Below are 16052 nucleotides of genomic sequence, written 5' to 3' on the forward strand. Positions count from 1 at the left end.
AATGCACACCGAACTCTGACAGGGGTATCACGGCGAGGCAGACAGGTCGAGCCCGAACGTCAGGGCCCGGGTGAACTCGGCCTGCGGGTGCGCGAACACCGAACGGGTCGGCCCCTCCTCGATGATGCGCCCGCCCTGCAGCACAATCACCCGGTCGGCCAGCGCGAGGGCGTCGAGCGGGTCGTGGGTGACCAGGATGACGGACCGATCGAGCAGTACCCGGTGCAGCAACTGGCGCTGGGCGGGCACCGCCGCCACATCCAGCGCGGTCATGGGCTCGTCGAGCAGCAGCAGCCGCGGACTGGCCGCGAGAGCCCGGGCCACCGCGACCCGCTGGGCCTGGCCGCCGGACAGCATCCCGGGCCGCCGGTCGGCGAAGTCGGACACCTCGGCGGCGGCGAGCCACTCGTCGGCGAGAAGTCGTGACGCAGCCCGGGATTCCCCCGCGCTGCGCGGCCCGAACGCCACATTGTCGCGCACGTTCAGGTGCGGGAAGAGCAGCGGCTCCTGGGCGAGCAGCACCGTGCGTCGGGCGTGCGGCGGTGTGAAGATGCCCGGCCGCCTACCATCGGCACGGTCTGCACCGCCGGCACGGTCTGCACCGCCGGCCGCCAGATCGAAGAAGACCTGCCCGTCGAGGGTGGCCCGACCCGAATCGGGCCGCAGCAGACCCGCGCAGAGCTCGACGATGGTGGACTTGCCGGCCCCGTTGGAGCCGAGCAGCGCCACCGTCTCGCCCGGCGACACGGTGAAGGCGACCTCCAGTCCGCGCCGGCGCATCACGGCGGCCAGTTCGAAGGTCACGAGAGTCCGCGCGGCCGGTGGGTGGCGACCATCACGATCAGGGCGACGGCCACGAGGAGGAGAGCCAGGGCGACGGCCGCATCCGCATCCGTTTCCCGCTGTAGGTAGATCTCGAGCGGCAGCGTGCGGGTGACCCCCTGCAGGCTGCCGGCGAACGTGAGGGTCGCCCCGAACTCACCGAGCGCGCGCGCGAACGCGAGCACCGCGCCGGAGAGCAGACCGGGCAGCACCAGCGGTAGCGTCACCCGCCGGAAGACCGTGCCGGGGGTGGCGCCGAGCGTGGCGGCGACCGCCTCGAAGCGCGCGCCGGAGGCCCGCAGGGTCGCCTCCACGCTCAGCACCAGGAACGGCAGCGCCACGAAGGTCTGCGCGAGCACGACGGCGGTGGTCGAGAACGCGATCTGGATGCCGAGCACCTCGAAAGTCTCGCCGAGCAGGCCGCGGCGCCCGAAGGTCGACAGCAGGGCGATACCGCCCACAACGGGCGGCAGCACGAGCGGCAGCAGAACGACGGCGCGCACGAGGCGTTGTCCGGGAAACCGGCTGCGGGCCAGGCCGAGAGCCATCGGCACGCCGAACAGCAGGCAGAGCACGGTGCTCATCATGGCGGTGCGCAGGCTGAGCAGCAGCGCCGCGACCGCCGCTTCGGAGGTCACGAGCGCACCGAACCGGGACCAGTCAACGCGCAGGGTCATGCCCACGATCGGCAGCACGATGAACAGGACGCCGAGGGCAGCCACGAGGAGGGTCCAGCGGGGCACGCCGAGGGTGACCCGGCCGTCGTGGGGGCCGGTGTGGGAGTCGGAGCGACTCACCACCACCTCACGGCGCGCCAAAACCGGCCGCCCCGAGCACGGTCTGACCGGTCGCTCCGGTCACGAACCGGGTGAAGGCTGCCCCGAGCAGCGCCTGCTCACTGCCCGCCACGACGGCGATCGGGTATTCATTCACGGCCTGATCTGCCTCCGGCACCGGGATGCCGAGAACCGCGTCGCCGGCGGAGGTGACGTCGGTCACATAGACGAGCCCGGCATCCGCGTCGCCCGATGTGACCTTGCCGAGCACGCCGGTGACGGCGTTCTCTTCGCTCACCGGCGCGAGCCGGACGCCGGCCGCCGCCTCGAGGGCCGGCAGCGCGGTGCCGCACGGCACCTGCGGCGCGCAGACCACTACGTCCACATTCGGCGCGGCGAGGTCGGCGAAGGAATCGATGCCGGCCGGGTTGTCGGCGGGCACGGCGATCATGAGGGTGTTGGTGGCGAAGACCACCGGGACGCCGTCGAGGAGGCCGTCGCCGCTGAGCTTGGCCATGGTCCTGGCGTCCGCCGCCGCGAAAACATCGGCAGGGGCGCCCTCCCGGATCTGGGTAACGAGGTCGGCCGATCCCCCGAAGTTGAGCGCGACCGTTACGCCGGGATGGACGGCCTCGAACCGGTCGGCCAGCTCGGTGAAGGTCTCGGTGAGGGATGCCGCGGCGAACACGGTGAGCGTCTCGCCCTGCTCCGTAGACGCCCCGGTCGCCCCCGACGAGGCTCCGGCCGTTCCTGCGCAGCCGGCCAGCACGACGGATGCCGCCGCCAGCCCGACCGCGACGCGCACGCTCCACAATAGGGTCACGACTGGCCCTTCGGGGTTTCGACGATCACGGTGGTGGCCTTGACCACGGCCACGGCCACCGACCCCGGCACCAGGCCGAGGTCACGCACGGCCTCGGTGCTCATCAGGGACACCACCCGGTGGGGGCCGCACTGCAGCTCGACCTGGCTCATCACCGGATCGCTCACCACGCGGGTGACCAGCCCGACGAAACGGTTGCGGGCCGAGCTCGCCGTCGTGGACGGATCCGCGGGCGACAGCGCGTCCTCTCGGGCCAGCGCGGTCTCCCGGGCCAGATGGGCCAGGTCGGATCCGTCGACGACCATGCGTCCGGCGTCGTCGGTGCTCGCGGCGAGCGCCCCATTGTCGATCCAGCGCCGCAGGGTGTCGTCGCTGACCCCGAGGTATCCGGCGGCTTCTTTAATCCGTATCTGAGACATATTGAGCATCTTATTACCGCATCTGCGGAATAGACACCGGGAGGTGCGTGAACGCGGCTGCCGCAGTGGGGCAGGATGGAGCGCGTGACCGCCACAGCGAACCTTCCGTCGACTCCGTCCGAACCCACCGAACCACGCGCACCGCGCGCACCGCGCCGCGCGCAGGTCATTGTCGCCTCCACCCGCGCCGCAGCCGGGGTCTACCCGGACCGCACCGGCCCCGTCCTCGATGCCTGGCTGCGAGAGCGCGGCTTCACGCTCGGCGAGCGCCGCGTCGTGCCCGACGGCGCCCCGGTCGGCGCTGCACTGATCGAGGCCCTCGACGCTGGCATCGACCTTGTGATCACCACGGGCGGCACGGGCGTCAGCCCCCACGACCTCACCCCCGAGCAGACCCTCCCGCACCTCGACCGGCTGCTCCCCGGGCTGATGGAGGAATTCCGCCGCCGCGGCGCCGCATCCACCCCTCTGGCCGTCATCTCGCGCGGTCACGCCGGGATCGCCCGCGGGCGCACCCTGGTGATCAACCTCCCCGGCTCCCCCAACGGCGTGAAGGATGGACTGGGTCTCCTCGCCGACGTGCTCGACCACATCCTCGACCAGCTCCACGGTGTGGACCACTAGCTGGGCTGGCCCCACTGGCCCCTCTGGCTCCACTAACCCTGTGGCTCCACTAGCCCCACTAACCCCTCTGGCTCCACTAGCCCCACTGGCTCCGGCCCGAACGAATTCGACGGAGATTCTGGTCAAATCGGCACAAAACACGCCTAAAATCCGCTTTTGGCTCAAAATCTCCGTCGAATTGGTTCGCCCCCGCCCTTCCGCGCACCCGTGCCCTGCGCGAAAACAGGGTGGCTCGCCGTGAGGATGCCGCGAGCGAGCGCGTCGACTCGCGGGGCGACACGGGCGAGTGGATAATTCAGGGTGTCGACCTGCACCCGAGCGGTCGAGTGAGGGAAACGATGGACCTCAACACCGTGCTCACGATCACCCCCGCCCGTCACCGGGGCGATCTCGCGCTCCTCGACGCCCAGGTGGCCCCGCTCGCGGGCGGCTCCGACCTGTTCGCCGACCCGCAGACGCACCTCACCGGGCTGGTCGACCTGCAGACCCTGGGCTGGCCCGCTCTGACCCTGACGACGGATGCCGGCACCCCGGACACCGGCCCAGGTGCCGCCACCGGCACGGATGCCCACACCGGCGAGCGCGCCACCGGCACCACCCCCTGCCTCGTCATCGCCGCCACCTGCACCATCGCCGAACTCTCCCGGCTGGCGGCCGCACCCGGCTGGACCGCGCATCCGCTGATCTACCAGTGCTGCACCGCCCTCTACGGCTCATTCAAGATCTGGAACGTCGCCACCGTCGGCGGCAACCTCTGCGCCTCCCTGCCGGCCGGCCCGATGACCAGCCTGGCTGCCGCCCTCGACGCGGAGGTGCTGATCTGGCGTCGTGACGGCAGCGACGAACGGATGCCCGCAGCGTCCTTCGTCACCGGCAACACCACCAACGCGCTCCGCACCGGCGATGTGCTGCGGTCCATCCACGTGCCGACCTCTTCGCTGGCGGCCCGCACCGCATACCGCAAGATCGCCCTCTCCCCACTCGGCCGCTCCGGCGCCGTGCTGATCGGCCGGCTCGACCGCGCCGACCTCTCCGACAGCGACGACACGACCGCCCGCGACGCCAGCGACGGCACCGGCCGCTTCGTGCTCACCGTCACCGCCGGCACTGTGCGTCCGGTGCAACTGCGCTACGATTCCCTGCCCGACGCGGGCACACTCGCCCAGGACATCGCCGCCATCGACTGCTGGTTCACGGATGCTCACGGCGCCGCCGACTGGCGCCGCGCCGTGAGCGGCGTGCTCGGCGAGGAGATCCGAGCAGAGCTGGAACAGCAGCCCGAACCGAGACAAGAACCCGAACCGGCCGCGCGAGACCAGGCGGCACCCCGGAACGGAGACCGCTCATGAGATTCCAGATCAACGGCGAACCCGTCGACGCCTCCCCTGCCCCCGGGCAGTGCCTGCGCTCCTTCATCCGCGACCAGGAGCACTTCGAAGTCAAGAAGGGCTGCGACACCGGCGACTGCGGCGCCTGCTCCGTGCTGGTCGACGGCACTCCGGTGCACTCCTGCATCTACCCGGCGTTCCGGGCCGAGGGCACAGAGGTCACGACCGTGGCCGGGCTCGGCCTGCCCGGTGATCTGGCCCCGATCCAGCAGCGCTTCGTCGACGCCGCCGGGTTCCAATGCGGGTTCTGCACCGCCGGCATGATCGTGACCGCGTCCGCCCTGACCGAGACCGACCTTGACGACCTCCCCCGCCTGCTCAAGGGCAACCTGTGCCGCTGTACCGGCTACCGCGCCATCGAGGACGCCATCCGCGGCAGCCACACCCCCGTCAACGGCTCAGCCAGGTCAGACAGCTCCTGTCGCACCGACGCACCGGCACGCACCGGCCTGGGCCCGGTCGTCCAGACCGGACCGCGCCCCGGCACGGTCGGCACCTCCCTGGCGGCCCCGGCCAGCGAACGCGTGGTCAGCGGGCAGGAGCCGTACACCCTCGACGTCACGGTGCCCGGCCTCCTGCACCTCAGCGTGCTGCAGAGCACGCAGGCGCACGCGCGCATCCGTTCAATCCAAACCGAGGCAGCCGCGGCCCTGCCCGGGGTGCACGCCGTGCTTACCCACGCCGACTCCCCAGCTACCCTGTTCTCCACCGCCCGGCACGAGGACCGCCTCGACGACCCCGACGACACCCTCGTGCTCGATTCGGTCGTGCGGTTCCGCGGCCAGCGCGTCGCGGCCGTCGTCGCCGACACCCTCGCCATCGCCGAGGCCGCCTGCCGCCTGATCGAGATCGACTACGAGACGCTCCCGGCCGTCTTCGACCCGCACGCCGCTCTCCTGCCCGGCGCTCCCCTGGTGCACGGCGACAAGGACGCCACCGCGAGCCGGCTGGCCGACCCGACCCGCAACCTGGTGGCCGAGCTGCACGGCGAATACGGCGACATCGCGGCCGGCCTGGCCGGCGCCGCCCACAGCGTGAGCGGAACCTGGCAGACCCAACGGGTGGCGCATACCCATTTGGAGACGCACGCCACCATCGGCTGGCTGGAGCCCGGCACGGCAGACGCATCGGCAGGCGGCGACCGGCTCATCCTGCGCACCAGTTCCCAGGTGCCGTTCCTGGTGCACCGCGAGATCTGCCGCCTGTTCGCCCTCGACCCGGGGCGGCTGCGCGTGTTCACAGCCCGGGTCGGCGGCGGCTTCGGCGGCAAGCAGGAAATTTTGACCGAGGACATCGTCGCGCTCGCGGTGCTGAAGACCGGGCGCCCCGTGCAATACGAGTTCAGCCGTTCCGACGAGTTCACCCTCTCCCCGGCCCGTCACCCCATGCGCATCGACGTCACCCTCGGCGCCGACGACGCCGGCCGCCTCACCGCACTGAAGCTGGGTGTGCTCGCCGACACCGGCGCCTATGGCAACCACGGCCCCGGGGTGATGTTCCACGGCAGCTCCGAGTCGGTCAGCCTCTATCGGGTGCCCAACAAGCGGGTGGATGCCCGAAGCGTCTACACGAACAATCTCCCCTCGGGCGCCTTCCGCGGCTACGGCCTCGGCCAGGTGATCTTCGGCGTCGAGTCCGCACTCGACGAGCTCGCCCGCACCGTCGGCATCAACCCGTTCGACCTGCGCCGGCGAAACTCGGTCGGCCCGAACGACCCGCTCGTGGTCACCCACGTGGAGGGCGAGGACCTCATCTTCGGCAGCTACGGACTCGACCAGTGCTTCGACCTGGCCCAGACGGCCCTGGCCCGCGGCAACGGCGCCACCGTGCCGCTCGGCGAGCACTGGAAGACCGGCGAGGGCATGGCCACCGCCATGATTGCGACCACCCCGCCGCGCGGGCACTACGCGCAGGCCTCGGTCACCCTCGAAAACGCGGTCCTCGAATCCCCCACCCGCTACACCGTCCGCGTCGGCACGGCCGAGTTCGGCAACGGCACCACCACGGTGCACGCGCAGCTCGCCGCCACGGCCCTGCACACGACTCCCGACCGGATCGAGATCCTGCAGTCCGACACGGATGCCATCGGCTACGACACCGGCGCGTTCGGCTCCGCGGGCGTCGTCATCGCCGGCAAGGCCGTGCTCGCGGCGGCGAACGACCTGGCCGACACGCTGCGGTCCGCCGCCACGGAGAGGCACCCGGAGATCCCCGCCGCCGCCTGGACCCTGGAACCCGACGGGCTGCGCAGCGGAGCGGTGTTCGTGACGCTGGCCGAACTGGCCGGGCAGGCATCCGTAACCGGGGCATCCGTGCCCGGGGCCTCCGCTCTCCGCGGTGTCGGCGCCGAAGACGGCGCCCGCCGCTCGGTGGCGTTCAACGTGCACGCGTTCCGGGTGGCCGTGAACACGCAGACCGGCGAGGTGCGCATTCTGCAGTCGATCCAGGCGGCGGATGCCGGGGTCGTGATGAACCCGGAGCAGTGCCGCGGCCAGATCGAGGGTGGGGTCGCGCAGGCGATCGGCACCGCGCTCTACGAGGAGGTCATCCTCGACGGGGCGGGCACCGTGACCACGAGCGTGCTGCGGAATTACCACATCCCGCAGCTCGCCGACCTGCCCGTGACCGAGGTGTACTTCGCGGACACGAGCGACGTGCTCGGCCCGTTCGGGGCGAAGTCGATGAGCGAGTCGCCCTACAACCCGGTGGCACCCGCCCTGGCGAACGCGGTGCGCGACGCCATCGGCATCCGTCCCACCGAACTGCCGATGTCGCGCGACCGGATCTGGCGGCTGCTGCACCCCGTTCGCTCCTGAACGGGGTGCGATCCGCGGGTTACCGCTTCTTCGCCGTCCGCTCCTGCGCGTCGACGAGCACCGCGACCGTGCGGGCGGGAACCGTTACCGTGCCGGTCGCCGCGTCCCAGGTCGTCGACTTGACGAGCGCATCCGTCCCGGCGGCCTGGATGCCGCTGAGGGCGTAGCCGCGCCCGGCCAACTCGCTGAGCAGAACCGTCTGAGGTTCGGGGCTGGCGTTGAAGAGCACCAGCAGGCCGTCCAGTTTCTTGTCGACGTCGCCTCCCACCGTGTCGTCGACGCTCATCGCGATGACGCCGGGGGTGGCGTCCGGTCCGCTGGCCGGGAAGGTCAGCTTCTGGTTGATCAGCTTCGCATCGCCGAGCCGGAACAGTTCGGTCGACTGCTTGAGGCGCAGCAGGTCCTGGGCCTGGGCCGACGCGAAGCTGATGTCGTCCGGCGTCGGCTTGAGGGCCGGGTCCTCGAGCAGCGGGCGCATGATGGCCCACTTGTCCTCGTTGGCGGCCGCTGACGGCAGACCGACGCCGAAGTTGCTCGTCTGGCCGGTCCAGTCGATGCGGTTGAACCAGTCGCCCGAGTTGTAGCTGTCGCGGTCGAGCGACTTCGAGCGCAGCAGGTCGGTTCCGGCGTGCCAGAGCGATGGCGCCTGCGACAGGGTCGCGGTGGCAAGAGACAGGGTGTTCATGCGCACCCGGTCACTCATCCCGGTGTCGGCCGGCAGCTTGAGGGCGAGCAGGTCGTAGAGCGTCTCGTTGTCGTGCGCGTCGACGTAGTTGATCACCTCGTCCGGCTGGTCCGCATACCCGGCCGGCGACCCGTTGTAGTCGAGTTCGTCGCCGCGCTTCACCGTGCCGTCGCTGGTGACGAAGCTGAAGTCGCGCAGGTTCGCGGCCAGGCCGAGCCGCACCAGGTCGCTGGCCTGCCCGAGCCGGGCGAGCGCCTGCTCGGGGGTGCCGTTGATCGCCACGCCGTTGGGATCGGTGCCGAGCCCGGTGCCGAAGCCCTGCTGCTGCACGGTGCTGCCGTCGACGGGGCTGCCGCCATGCACCGCGTCGCGCAGCCGGTCGTTGAACGTGCCGATGCCGGTTCCGCCCAGCTGGCCCTGCGTCGCCTGCTCGAACAGGGCGTTGTTCGCGACCTCGCCGAAGTTCCAGCCCTCACCGTAGAGGTAGATCGCCTGGCCGTTCACGCCGTCCTTTTTCAGGGTGAGCGCGTCGAGGGCATCCCGCACGGCCAGCAGGTTGGCCTTCGAGTGGTGGCCCATCAGGTCGAACCGGAACCCGTCCACGCGGTACTCCTTCGCCCAGAGCACGACGGAGTCGACCATGAGCTTCTGGGCCAGTTCGTGCTCGGTGGCGATGTTCTGGCAGCAGGTGGAGGTCTCGACGGAGCCTTGCGGGTTGAGACGGTGGTAGTAACCGGGCACGACCTGGTCGAGCACCGATTTCTCCCCCTGGCCGCTCTGCGCGGTGTGGTTGAACACCTCGTCGAGTACGACCTGCAGGCCGTCCTCGTGCAGGGCCCCCACCATGCCGCGGAACTCGGCCACCCGGGCGCCGCCGTGGGCGTTCACCGCGTAGGACCCCTCCGGCGCCGAGAAGTGGAACGGGTCGTAGCCCCAGTTGAAGCCGTCCTGGTCCCTGATCGCCTGGATGCACGCCTGCTGGCCCGGCGAGGCCGGTCCGAAGGAGGCCAGGTCGCAGGCCGGAACGGCCTGGAGGGCGCGGTCTTCCTGGATCGTGGCGATGTCGAAGGTCGGCAGCAGGTGCACGGTGTTGAGCCCGGCAGCCGCCAGCTCGGACAGATGCCGGGTTCCCGCGCTGTCGACCCCGAACGCGCCGTAGGTGCCGCGGAGCTCTTCCGGCACGGTGTCGTCGGAGATCGAGAAGTCGCGCACGTGCAGTTCGTAGATCGACCGGTCCACGGCCTTCTCGATGACCGGCGCCTTCGCTTTCTCCCACGCCTTGGGGCGGTAAGCCTTATCGGCCAGGTCGATGAGCACCGACCGGGTGGAGTTCTGCGTCAGGGCGACCGAGTACGGGTCGGTGACCTGGTTCACCTCGATCTTCCCCGTCGTCGGCGCGAACACCGTGACCTCGAAGACGAAGGATGCGCCGGTCCAGTTCTTGGCGCCGGTCGCGGTCCACGTGCCGTCATCCTGGCGCGTCAACGCGATGCGCTCCGGGTCGGCCGTGTCGCCCGCCGTCCAGACGAGCGCGTCGACGTTCTGCGCCGTGGGAGCCCAGACCGCGATCGTGGGCCGCTTCTTGGACCAGGTGACGCCGAGCGTCCGGTCCGCTGCGGCATCCGCGTAGAGGTCGTCGAGCACGCCGGGCAGTTGCACGCCCGTGAACGCGGTGAGGATGCCTGTGGTGTCGTCGGTGTCGGTGCCGGTGTCGGTGCCGGACTGGGCCACCGCCAGCTGGGTGGTCAGCAGCCGTTCCAGCTCCACCCGGTCCACACCGACCGGGCGCAGGGCCACGGACCCGGCGAGGGCCGGGAAACGCGCTTTCTCCGCGTCGGAGAGACCGGCCGGGTCGTACTCGAGGGCGACCGTGTCACCGCCGGTCACCGCTCCGTCGACGACCGCCAGGTCGGCGGACGACGAGGAGTGCAGCGTGTAACCGAGCGCGGCCGGGTCGGCATTCGCGGGCAGCAGGTCACGCGGCCAGGCGAGGGTCTTCTCGCTCACCCAGTGCGCGCGCTGCGCTCCGGTGCCGGCCAGCGGCGGGTCGGTCACCGTGATCGTGAGCACGTGGGCGGCGAGGTCGTAGCTGAACAGGGTTTCCTTGCCCTCGGTGGCCGTGAACGACAGGTTCGCTCCGTTCGGCACGCCGTCGGCGCCATAGTTCTCGTCCCAGCCGAGGTTGTGCGCGACCTTCGCCTCGTACGAGCCGGTCGGCAGGGTGTTCGAACTCAGGGTGAGGATGCCGTCGCCGTCCACGTCCTGCAGCCAGGTTGCGAGGCAGTCCGATTTCCAGTCTCCGGGGCAACCGGCCTCCTCCTGGAAGGAACCGGCCGCGACGACGATATCGCCCTCGGCCGTGCCCTGAAAGAAGTTGTTGCGCGGGTCGAAGTAGAACGTGACCGGGCCGCCGTCGGTCGTGTAGCTCACGTTGTCGCCGCCGGGAACCCCGCCGGAACCGTAGTTGAGGTCCCAGGAGCCGTTGACGGCGATCTTGTACTCGTAGTCGCCGGCCGGAAGGTCGAAGGTGCCGGCGTAGATGCCGTCGGCCCGGAGGGTCAGTTTCGCGGCCTCACAGCCGGGCTGCCAGTCCCCGGCACAACCCATCTCGGAGTTGTGACTACCGGCCACCGTGACCAGGTCGATCGCGGCGTCGGGCGTGCCGGTATCGGCGAGCGAAACCGTGTTGCCCACGGAGGCGAAGCTGGACGCGGCGGCCCGCTGGCCGGCGGCATCCGTGGAGACGGCGCGGTATTCGACCAGGGTGCCCGTGGCGAGGCCGGCGGTGTCGTGGAAGACCCGCGGAGTGGTGTCTTCGGCGGTGCCGAGGCTGGTCCACGCAGTGTCACCCACGACCCGCCAGGCGAAGCCGGTCTCCTGCCAGGTCCCGTCGTCGACGGTGGCCCCGACGGGTGAGACGCCGGTGACGCCGGCTCCGGCTGCCGGGGCGGCGACCGTGATCGCGGCGGCCGCGGCCGGAGCGCTGACGGGTCGGTCGGCCACGAGCACGACCGAGCCGCGGGCCGGCACGGTGACGGCCAGATCCCCGGTGTCGCCGGATACCGCGGAAGCGGTGTCGCCGAACAGCACCGAGTAGGACGCACCCGTGGTGAGGGTGGGGATCGTCACGGTTTTCGCCGCGGCCGAGTTGTTGACGGCGACGAGGTGTTCGATCTTCTCCGTGCGGTCGACCCGGCTGAACGCGTAGACGCCGGCCCCGGTGTCGGCGTAGCGCTCGATCTGGGCGCCCGTCGCGAGGGCCGGGTGGTCGCTCCGCAGCGCGGAGAGCTCAGCGATCCGACTGTAGAGCGGCGCATCCGTCCCGAACCGGTCGATCGAACCGGCGGTCTCGCCGGTGATCAGCGGCTGGTTCGCGTACTCGGGCACCTGGCTGGCGAACTGCGACTGGCGGGCGTCCTTGTCGCCGCCCGCGCCCATGAAACCCTGCTCGTCGCCGTAGTAGACCACCGGCTGGCCGCGGGTCAGGAACATGAGCTCGTGGGCGAGCACGTCGCGGGCAAGCGGGTCATCGGTGTTCTTCAGGAAGTAGCCGATCCGGCCCATGTCGTGGTTGCCGAGGAAGGTCGGCAGCGCGGAGGCGTTGGAGTCGGGAGTCGTGTAGAGGTCGTCGGAGGCGAACAGCTGGCTGAGCCCCTTCGCGGAGTTGCCGGCGGCGAAGCTGGTCGCCTGCGACTGGAATCCGAAGTCGAGCACCGAGTTGAGGTCGGTCTTGCGCACGTACGGGGACGTCTTCGCGGCATCCGCGTCGTAGACCTCACCGAACATGAAGAAGTCGGGCTTGCCCGCGGCGTGCGCGTAGTCGAGCACCTGCGTGGACCACGTGTCCCAGAACTCCAGGTTGACGTGCTTGACCGTGTCGATGCGGAAGCCGTCGATACCGAGGTCGACCCAGTCCGTGTACACGTCGACGAAGCCGTTCACGACGGCCGGGTTCTCGGTCATCAGGTCGTCGAGGCCGGAGAAGTCGCCGTCGAGGTTGCTCTCACCCTCGAAGGTCGAATCTCCCCGGTTGTGGTAAAGCGTCGGGTCGTTCAGCCAGGCCGGCACCTTGGCCGTGGCGTCGGCGGCCGCGACGAACGGCGTGTAGGGGAAGGATGTCCCGTCGAGGGTCGGGAATTCGTCGGTCCCCGCGTAGTCGGCCGGGTCGAAGGGCTCGCCGGCCGCGGTCGTGTAGGGCGACGTCGCCTTGTCGATGTAGGAGTACTGCTTCTCCTCGTTGTCGATGACGTCGGCGGTGTGGTTGGTGATGATGTCGAAGTACACCTTGATGCCGCGGGCGTGCGCGTCGTCGATGAGCGCCTTGAGCTCGGCGTTGGTGCCGAGGTGCGGGTCGATCTGGGTGAAGTCGGTGATCCAGTAGCCGTGGTAGCCCGCGGACGCGTTCGCGCCCTCGCCCTGCACGGCCCGGTTCTTGAAGGACGGCGTGAGCCAGAGGGCGCTCGTGCCGAGACCCTCGATGTAGTCGAGCTGGGAACGGAGCCCGGCGAGGTCGCCGCCGTTGTAGAAGCCCTTGTTCGCGGGGTCGTAGCCGGATACCAGTGGGTCGTCGCCGAGGCCGGCGGTGTTGTTGGCCGGGTCGGCGTCCTTGAACCGGTCGGTCATCACGAAGTAGAACTGCTCGTCGCTGCCGGGCTGGCGGATGGGCGCGGCCGCCACGGCCTCGTCCTCCGCGGAGTAGGCACCGGCCAGGGAGAGTACCTCGAGGCCGACGCGCTTCCGGCCGAGGTCGAAGGTGAAGCTCATTCGGCTTTCACCGGCGATGGTCAGCGGGATGTTGTCGGCGCCACCGTCCAGCCCGTAGGTCTCGTCCCACGCGTCGTTGAGGGCGACCTTGTAGTCGTAGCTGCCGGCCGGCACCGTGAACTCGGCGGACCAGACCCCGTCGACGCCCGTCGGGGCCAGCTCGGTGGACTCGCAGGCCGGCTGCCAGTCCTCCGTGCAGCCCAACTCGCTCTGCAGGCTGCCGACCAGGGCGACCGTCGGGGTGGCGGCGGCCGCGGACACCTCGGAGAAGGCGAGACCGGAGAGAACGATCGCGCCGGCTCCGATCGTGGCCACAATGCGGCGGATGGCCGGGCGGCGTGTAGCGGTGCGTTTCGTCAACAGTGACTCCCCCTGTCTCGCGCCCGGTGGCGCTGAGAACAACAGATGTGACGCTACTCCGTCGCGTACCGCTTATGCAAGCGTTTGCTGCAAGCGTTTACTTGATCGCACGGCGGTCGAGCCTGACGACCCCCAATACACTGAACGAGTCCGGTGGAAACGAGTCCAGTGGAAGAGAACGACGAACAGAGAACGGGCTCTCACGTGACACCGTCCAGCCGGGTCTACCGCGGCCACATCTTCCACATTGCCGGCTCCCCCACCGTAGCCGCCGCGCACCGGCACCTCGTGTCCCTGCCCGACGGCGTCCTGGTGACCACCGACACGGGCCGGATCGCCTGGGTGGGCTCATTCGTCGACCTCCCTGCCGTCTACGAAACCCTGGCGGTCACCGACAACCGGGGCGGTTTCATCCTGCCCGGCTTCGTCGACACCCACGTGCACTTCCCGCAGACCTATTCCACGGATTCCTATGGCGGCGGCCAGCTGCTCGAGTGGCTGGACAACTGCGTCTTCCCGGCCGAGGCTCGCCTGGCCGACCCCGGGTTCGGCGAGCAGATCGCCCGGGACTTCACCCGTCGCCGCGTCGCCGCGGGCACGACCAGCGCCCTGGTCTTCGGCTCCGCGTTCCCTCCCGCGCAGGACGCCCTGTTCGAGGAGTCGCACCGGGCCGGACTGCGCCTGGTCAGCGGACGCGGAATCCAGACGGTCGGTTCGAAGCCCTCGCAGGCGCTGCTCACGAGCGAGGCCAGGGCCCTGGAGCTTGTGACGGATGAGATCGCCCGCTGGCACGCGGTCGACACCGGCGACGCCGCCACCGCGCTGCTTCAGGTGGCGGTGGTGCCGCGATTCAGCCTCTCCGTCACCCCCACGACCCTGGCGGGGCTCGGCGAGCTCTACGACGCGGTGCGCGGCCAGGGGGTCTACTTCCACAGCCACCTGAACGAGAACAACCGGCCCGGCACGGGCGAGATCGAGGCCGTGAAGTCGGTCTACCAGGTCGACACCTACCTCGACACCTACGACGGCCGGTTCCTGCCGGGTTCGGCGCGAGGCGGGTCGAGCCTGCTGGGGCGGCGCAGCATCCTCGCCCACGCCGTGCACTGCGAGAACAGCGAGCTGGCTCGCCTGGCCGAGACGGGAACGAGCGTGGCGCACTGCCCCACGTCGCAGCAGTTCCTGGGATCGGGCACCATGCCGTGGCTGCGCACGACGTCGTTCGGCGTGAATGTGGCGATCGGGTCGGATGTCGGCGCGGGCGACGAATGGCTCATCTCCCGGGTGCTCAACGACTGTTTCAAGGTGCACCTCTCCGAGCCCGGAGAGGCGGGCCTGTCGCTGGATCCGGCCGCCCTGCTCTTCACCGGCACCCTGGCCGGCGCGCGCGCACTCGACATGGAGGCCCGGTTCGGCAACTTCGACGTGGGCAAGGACGCCGACTTCCTCCTGATCGAGCCGGACCGCTGGGAGCCCCTTGCCACGGTGCTCGAGCGCGGCATCCGGGCCGACGACGAGGAGATGGCCACCGACCAGACCCTCTTCGCGCTTCTGCTGGCCCTCCGCCAGCCCGCGATCGCCGGCGTCTTCGTGCGCGGCCGCCGGGTGCTCGCCCCGACCGGTGGTTGAGCCGCCCGGCGATTGAGCCGCCCTCCCGCTTTCCAGTCCCGCCCTCAATCCCGCCCTGGCCGAACGAATTCGACGGAGATTTTGCTTAGAACCGGCCCCGAGCATCCATTTGGGCGCGAAATCGGTGAAATCTCCGTCGAATTCGTCAGGGGTTGATGGACTAAAAGGTGAGAATCGTGCGGGCCGTGCCCGACCGACCTTCACACCCGTGCCCACACCCGCACCGCCCTACGATGGCAGGCATGGCCACTTCCTCCGCACCAATCGCCGGCCTCGTGCTCGCAGCCGGCGCCGGCTCCCGTTACGGCATGCCGAAGGCACTTGCGCAGGGCGACGACGGCATCCCCTGGCTGGTGCGCACGATCCGCACGCTCACGGATGCCGGCTGCTCACCGGTGATCGTCGTGCTCGGCGCCGAAACCGCAGAAGTCCGGGCACTGCTCCACCAATTCGGCATGACCCCGTCGGTCGTCCTCACGCAGGCTGAAGACTGGGCAGAGGGACTCTCCGCGTCCCTGCGGGCGGGCCTGCGACAAGCCACCGAGCTGCAGGCCACCGAGCTCCTGCCTGCTCCGGTCGCCGTGGCGATCGTCCCGGTCGATATCCCGGGTCTGCTGCCCGGCACGGTCGCACGACTGATCGGCACCCTGCCCATCGACACCCTGCCCGGTGACACCGTGCCCGGTGCCACGGATGCCGACGCGAACCCCGTCGGCCCGCTCACGCTCCGGCAGGCAGGCTTCGACGCCCGCCCGGGACACCCGGTGGTGATCGGGCGAGCACACTGGGGCGCGCTCATCGACACCGCCACCGGCGACACCGGCGCACGTCCCTACCTGCAGTCTCACAACACCCGGCTGGTCGATTGCGCCGACCTCGAGACCGGGCTCGACGTCGACACGCGCGATTGAGCACCGAAACCGCACCGCACCACGCCCCCGGACACCGG

Annotated in this window: 10 protein-coding genes; 5 read left to right on the top strand and 5 right to left on the bottom strand. The window is 70.2% G+C overall.

Annotation, left to right across the window (positions count from 1 at the left end):
* Positions 1-27: 27 nt before the first annotated feature.
* Genes E3N94_RS01515 through E3N94_RS01530 form a run of 4 tightly spaced genes read right to left on the bottom strand, consistent with a single transcriptional unit; the run spans position 28 to position 2840 of the window.
* Positions 28-804 (bottom strand): ATP-binding cassette domain-containing protein, encoded by a 777-nt coding sequence (locus E3N94_RS01515; protein WP_134342041.1) that lies wholly within the window; start codon positions 802-804, stop codon positions 28-30.
* On the bottom strand, positions 801-1619 hold the full coding sequence (locus tag E3N94_RS01520; RefSeq protein WP_241972988.1) for an ABC transporter permease: 819 nt from the start codon (positions 1617-1619) through the stop codon (positions 801-803). Before E3N94_RS01520 ends, E3N94_RS01515 begins: the two co-directional genes overlap by 4 nt.
* Before the next feature lie 7 nt (positions 1620-1626).
* A complete protein-coding gene (modA, locus tag E3N94_RS01525) occupies positions 1627-2421 on the bottom strand; it encodes a molybdate ABC transporter substrate-binding protein (protein ID WP_198416238.1) in 795 nt (264 codons plus the stop codon).
* Entirely contained in the window at positions 2418-2840 is a 423-nt protein-coding gene (locus tag E3N94_RS01530; RefSeq protein ID WP_104171331.1) for a TOBE domain-containing protein, read from the bottom strand. The genes modA and E3N94_RS01530 overlap by 4 nt, the downstream gene beginning before the upstream one ends.
* A gap of 168 nt (positions 2841-3008) precedes the next feature.
* Between E3N94_RS01530 and E3N94_RS01535 the strand changes: the two genes are divergently transcribed.
* From E3N94_RS01535 to E3N94_RS01550, 3 genes are all read left to right on the top strand, one after another.
* Positions 3009-3464: a MogA/MoaB family molybdenum cofactor biosynthesis protein gene (locus tag E3N94_RS01535; protein WP_233194132.1), complete on the top strand. Its 456-nt coding sequence runs from the start codon at positions 3009-3011 to the stop codon at positions 3462-3464.
* A 338-nt stretch (positions 3465-3802) separates the two neighbouring features.
* A complete protein-coding gene (locus E3N94_RS01545; protein ID WP_134419415.1) occupies positions 3803-4813 on the top strand; it encodes an FAD binding domain-containing protein in 1011 nt (336 codons plus the stop codon).
* Positions 4810-7668 carry a molybdopterin-dependent oxidoreductase gene (locus tag E3N94_RS01550; RefSeq protein WP_134569653.1) on the top strand — a complete coding sequence of 953 codons (2859 nt, stop codon included), beginning with the start codon at positions 4810-4812 and terminating at the stop codon, positions 7666-7668. Before E3N94_RS01545 ends, E3N94_RS01550 begins: the two co-directional genes overlap by 4 nt.
* 19 nt (positions 7669-7687) lie before the next feature.
* Here E3N94_RS01550 and pulA read toward each other — a convergent pair whose 3' ends face one another.
* Positions 7688-13477, bottom strand: coding sequence for a pullulanase-type alpha-1,6-glucosidase (pulA, locus tag E3N94_RS01555; protein WP_134569654.1), 5790 nt, complete (start codon positions 13475-13477; stop codon positions 7688-7690).
* Positions 13478-13681: 204 nt separating this feature from the next.
* On the opposite strand from pulA, the gene E3N94_RS01560 reads away from it, so the two are divergent.
* Both E3N94_RS01560 and E3N94_RS01565 read left to right on the top strand, forming a co-directional pair.
* Positions 13682-15103: an amidohydrolase family protein gene (locus E3N94_RS01560; RefSeq protein WP_104099389.1), complete on the top strand. Its 1422-nt coding sequence runs from the start codon at positions 13682-13684 to the stop codon at positions 15101-15103.
* A gap of 242 nt (positions 15104-15345) precedes the next feature.
* On the top strand, positions 15346-16014 hold the full coding sequence (locus tag E3N94_RS01565; protein ID WP_134569655.1) for a nucleotidyltransferase family protein: 669 nt from the start codon (positions 15346-15348) through the stop codon (positions 16012-16014).
* The last annotated feature ends 38 nt before the right edge of the window (positions 16015-16052 follow it).

The sequence above is a fragment of the Cryobacterium sp. Sr3 genome (genome assembly GCF_004402835.1).
GTDB lineage: Bacteria > Actinomycetota > Actinomycetes > Actinomycetales > Microbacteriaceae > Cryobacterium > Cryobacterium sandaracinum.

What these genes read in the sequence shown, in the direction of transcription:
- E3N94_RS01530 (WP_104171331.1), bottom strand. Translation starts at nt 2,840, where the DNA reads ATGTCTCAGATACGGATTAAAGAAGCCGCCGGATACCTCGGGGTCAGC.
- E3N94_RS01545 (WP_134419415.1), top strand. Translation starts at nt 3,803, where the DNA reads ATGGACCTCAACACCGTGCTCACGATCACCCCCGCCCGTCACCGGGGC.
- E3N94_RS01550 (WP_134569653.1), top strand. Translation starts at nt 4,810, where the DNA reads ATGAGATTCCAGATCAACGGCGAACCCGTCGACGCCTCCCCTGCCCCC.
- E3N94_RS01565 (WP_134569655.1), top strand. Translation starts at nt 15,346, where the DNA reads ATGGCCACTTCCTCCGCACCAATCGCCGGCCTCGTGCTCGCAGCCGGC.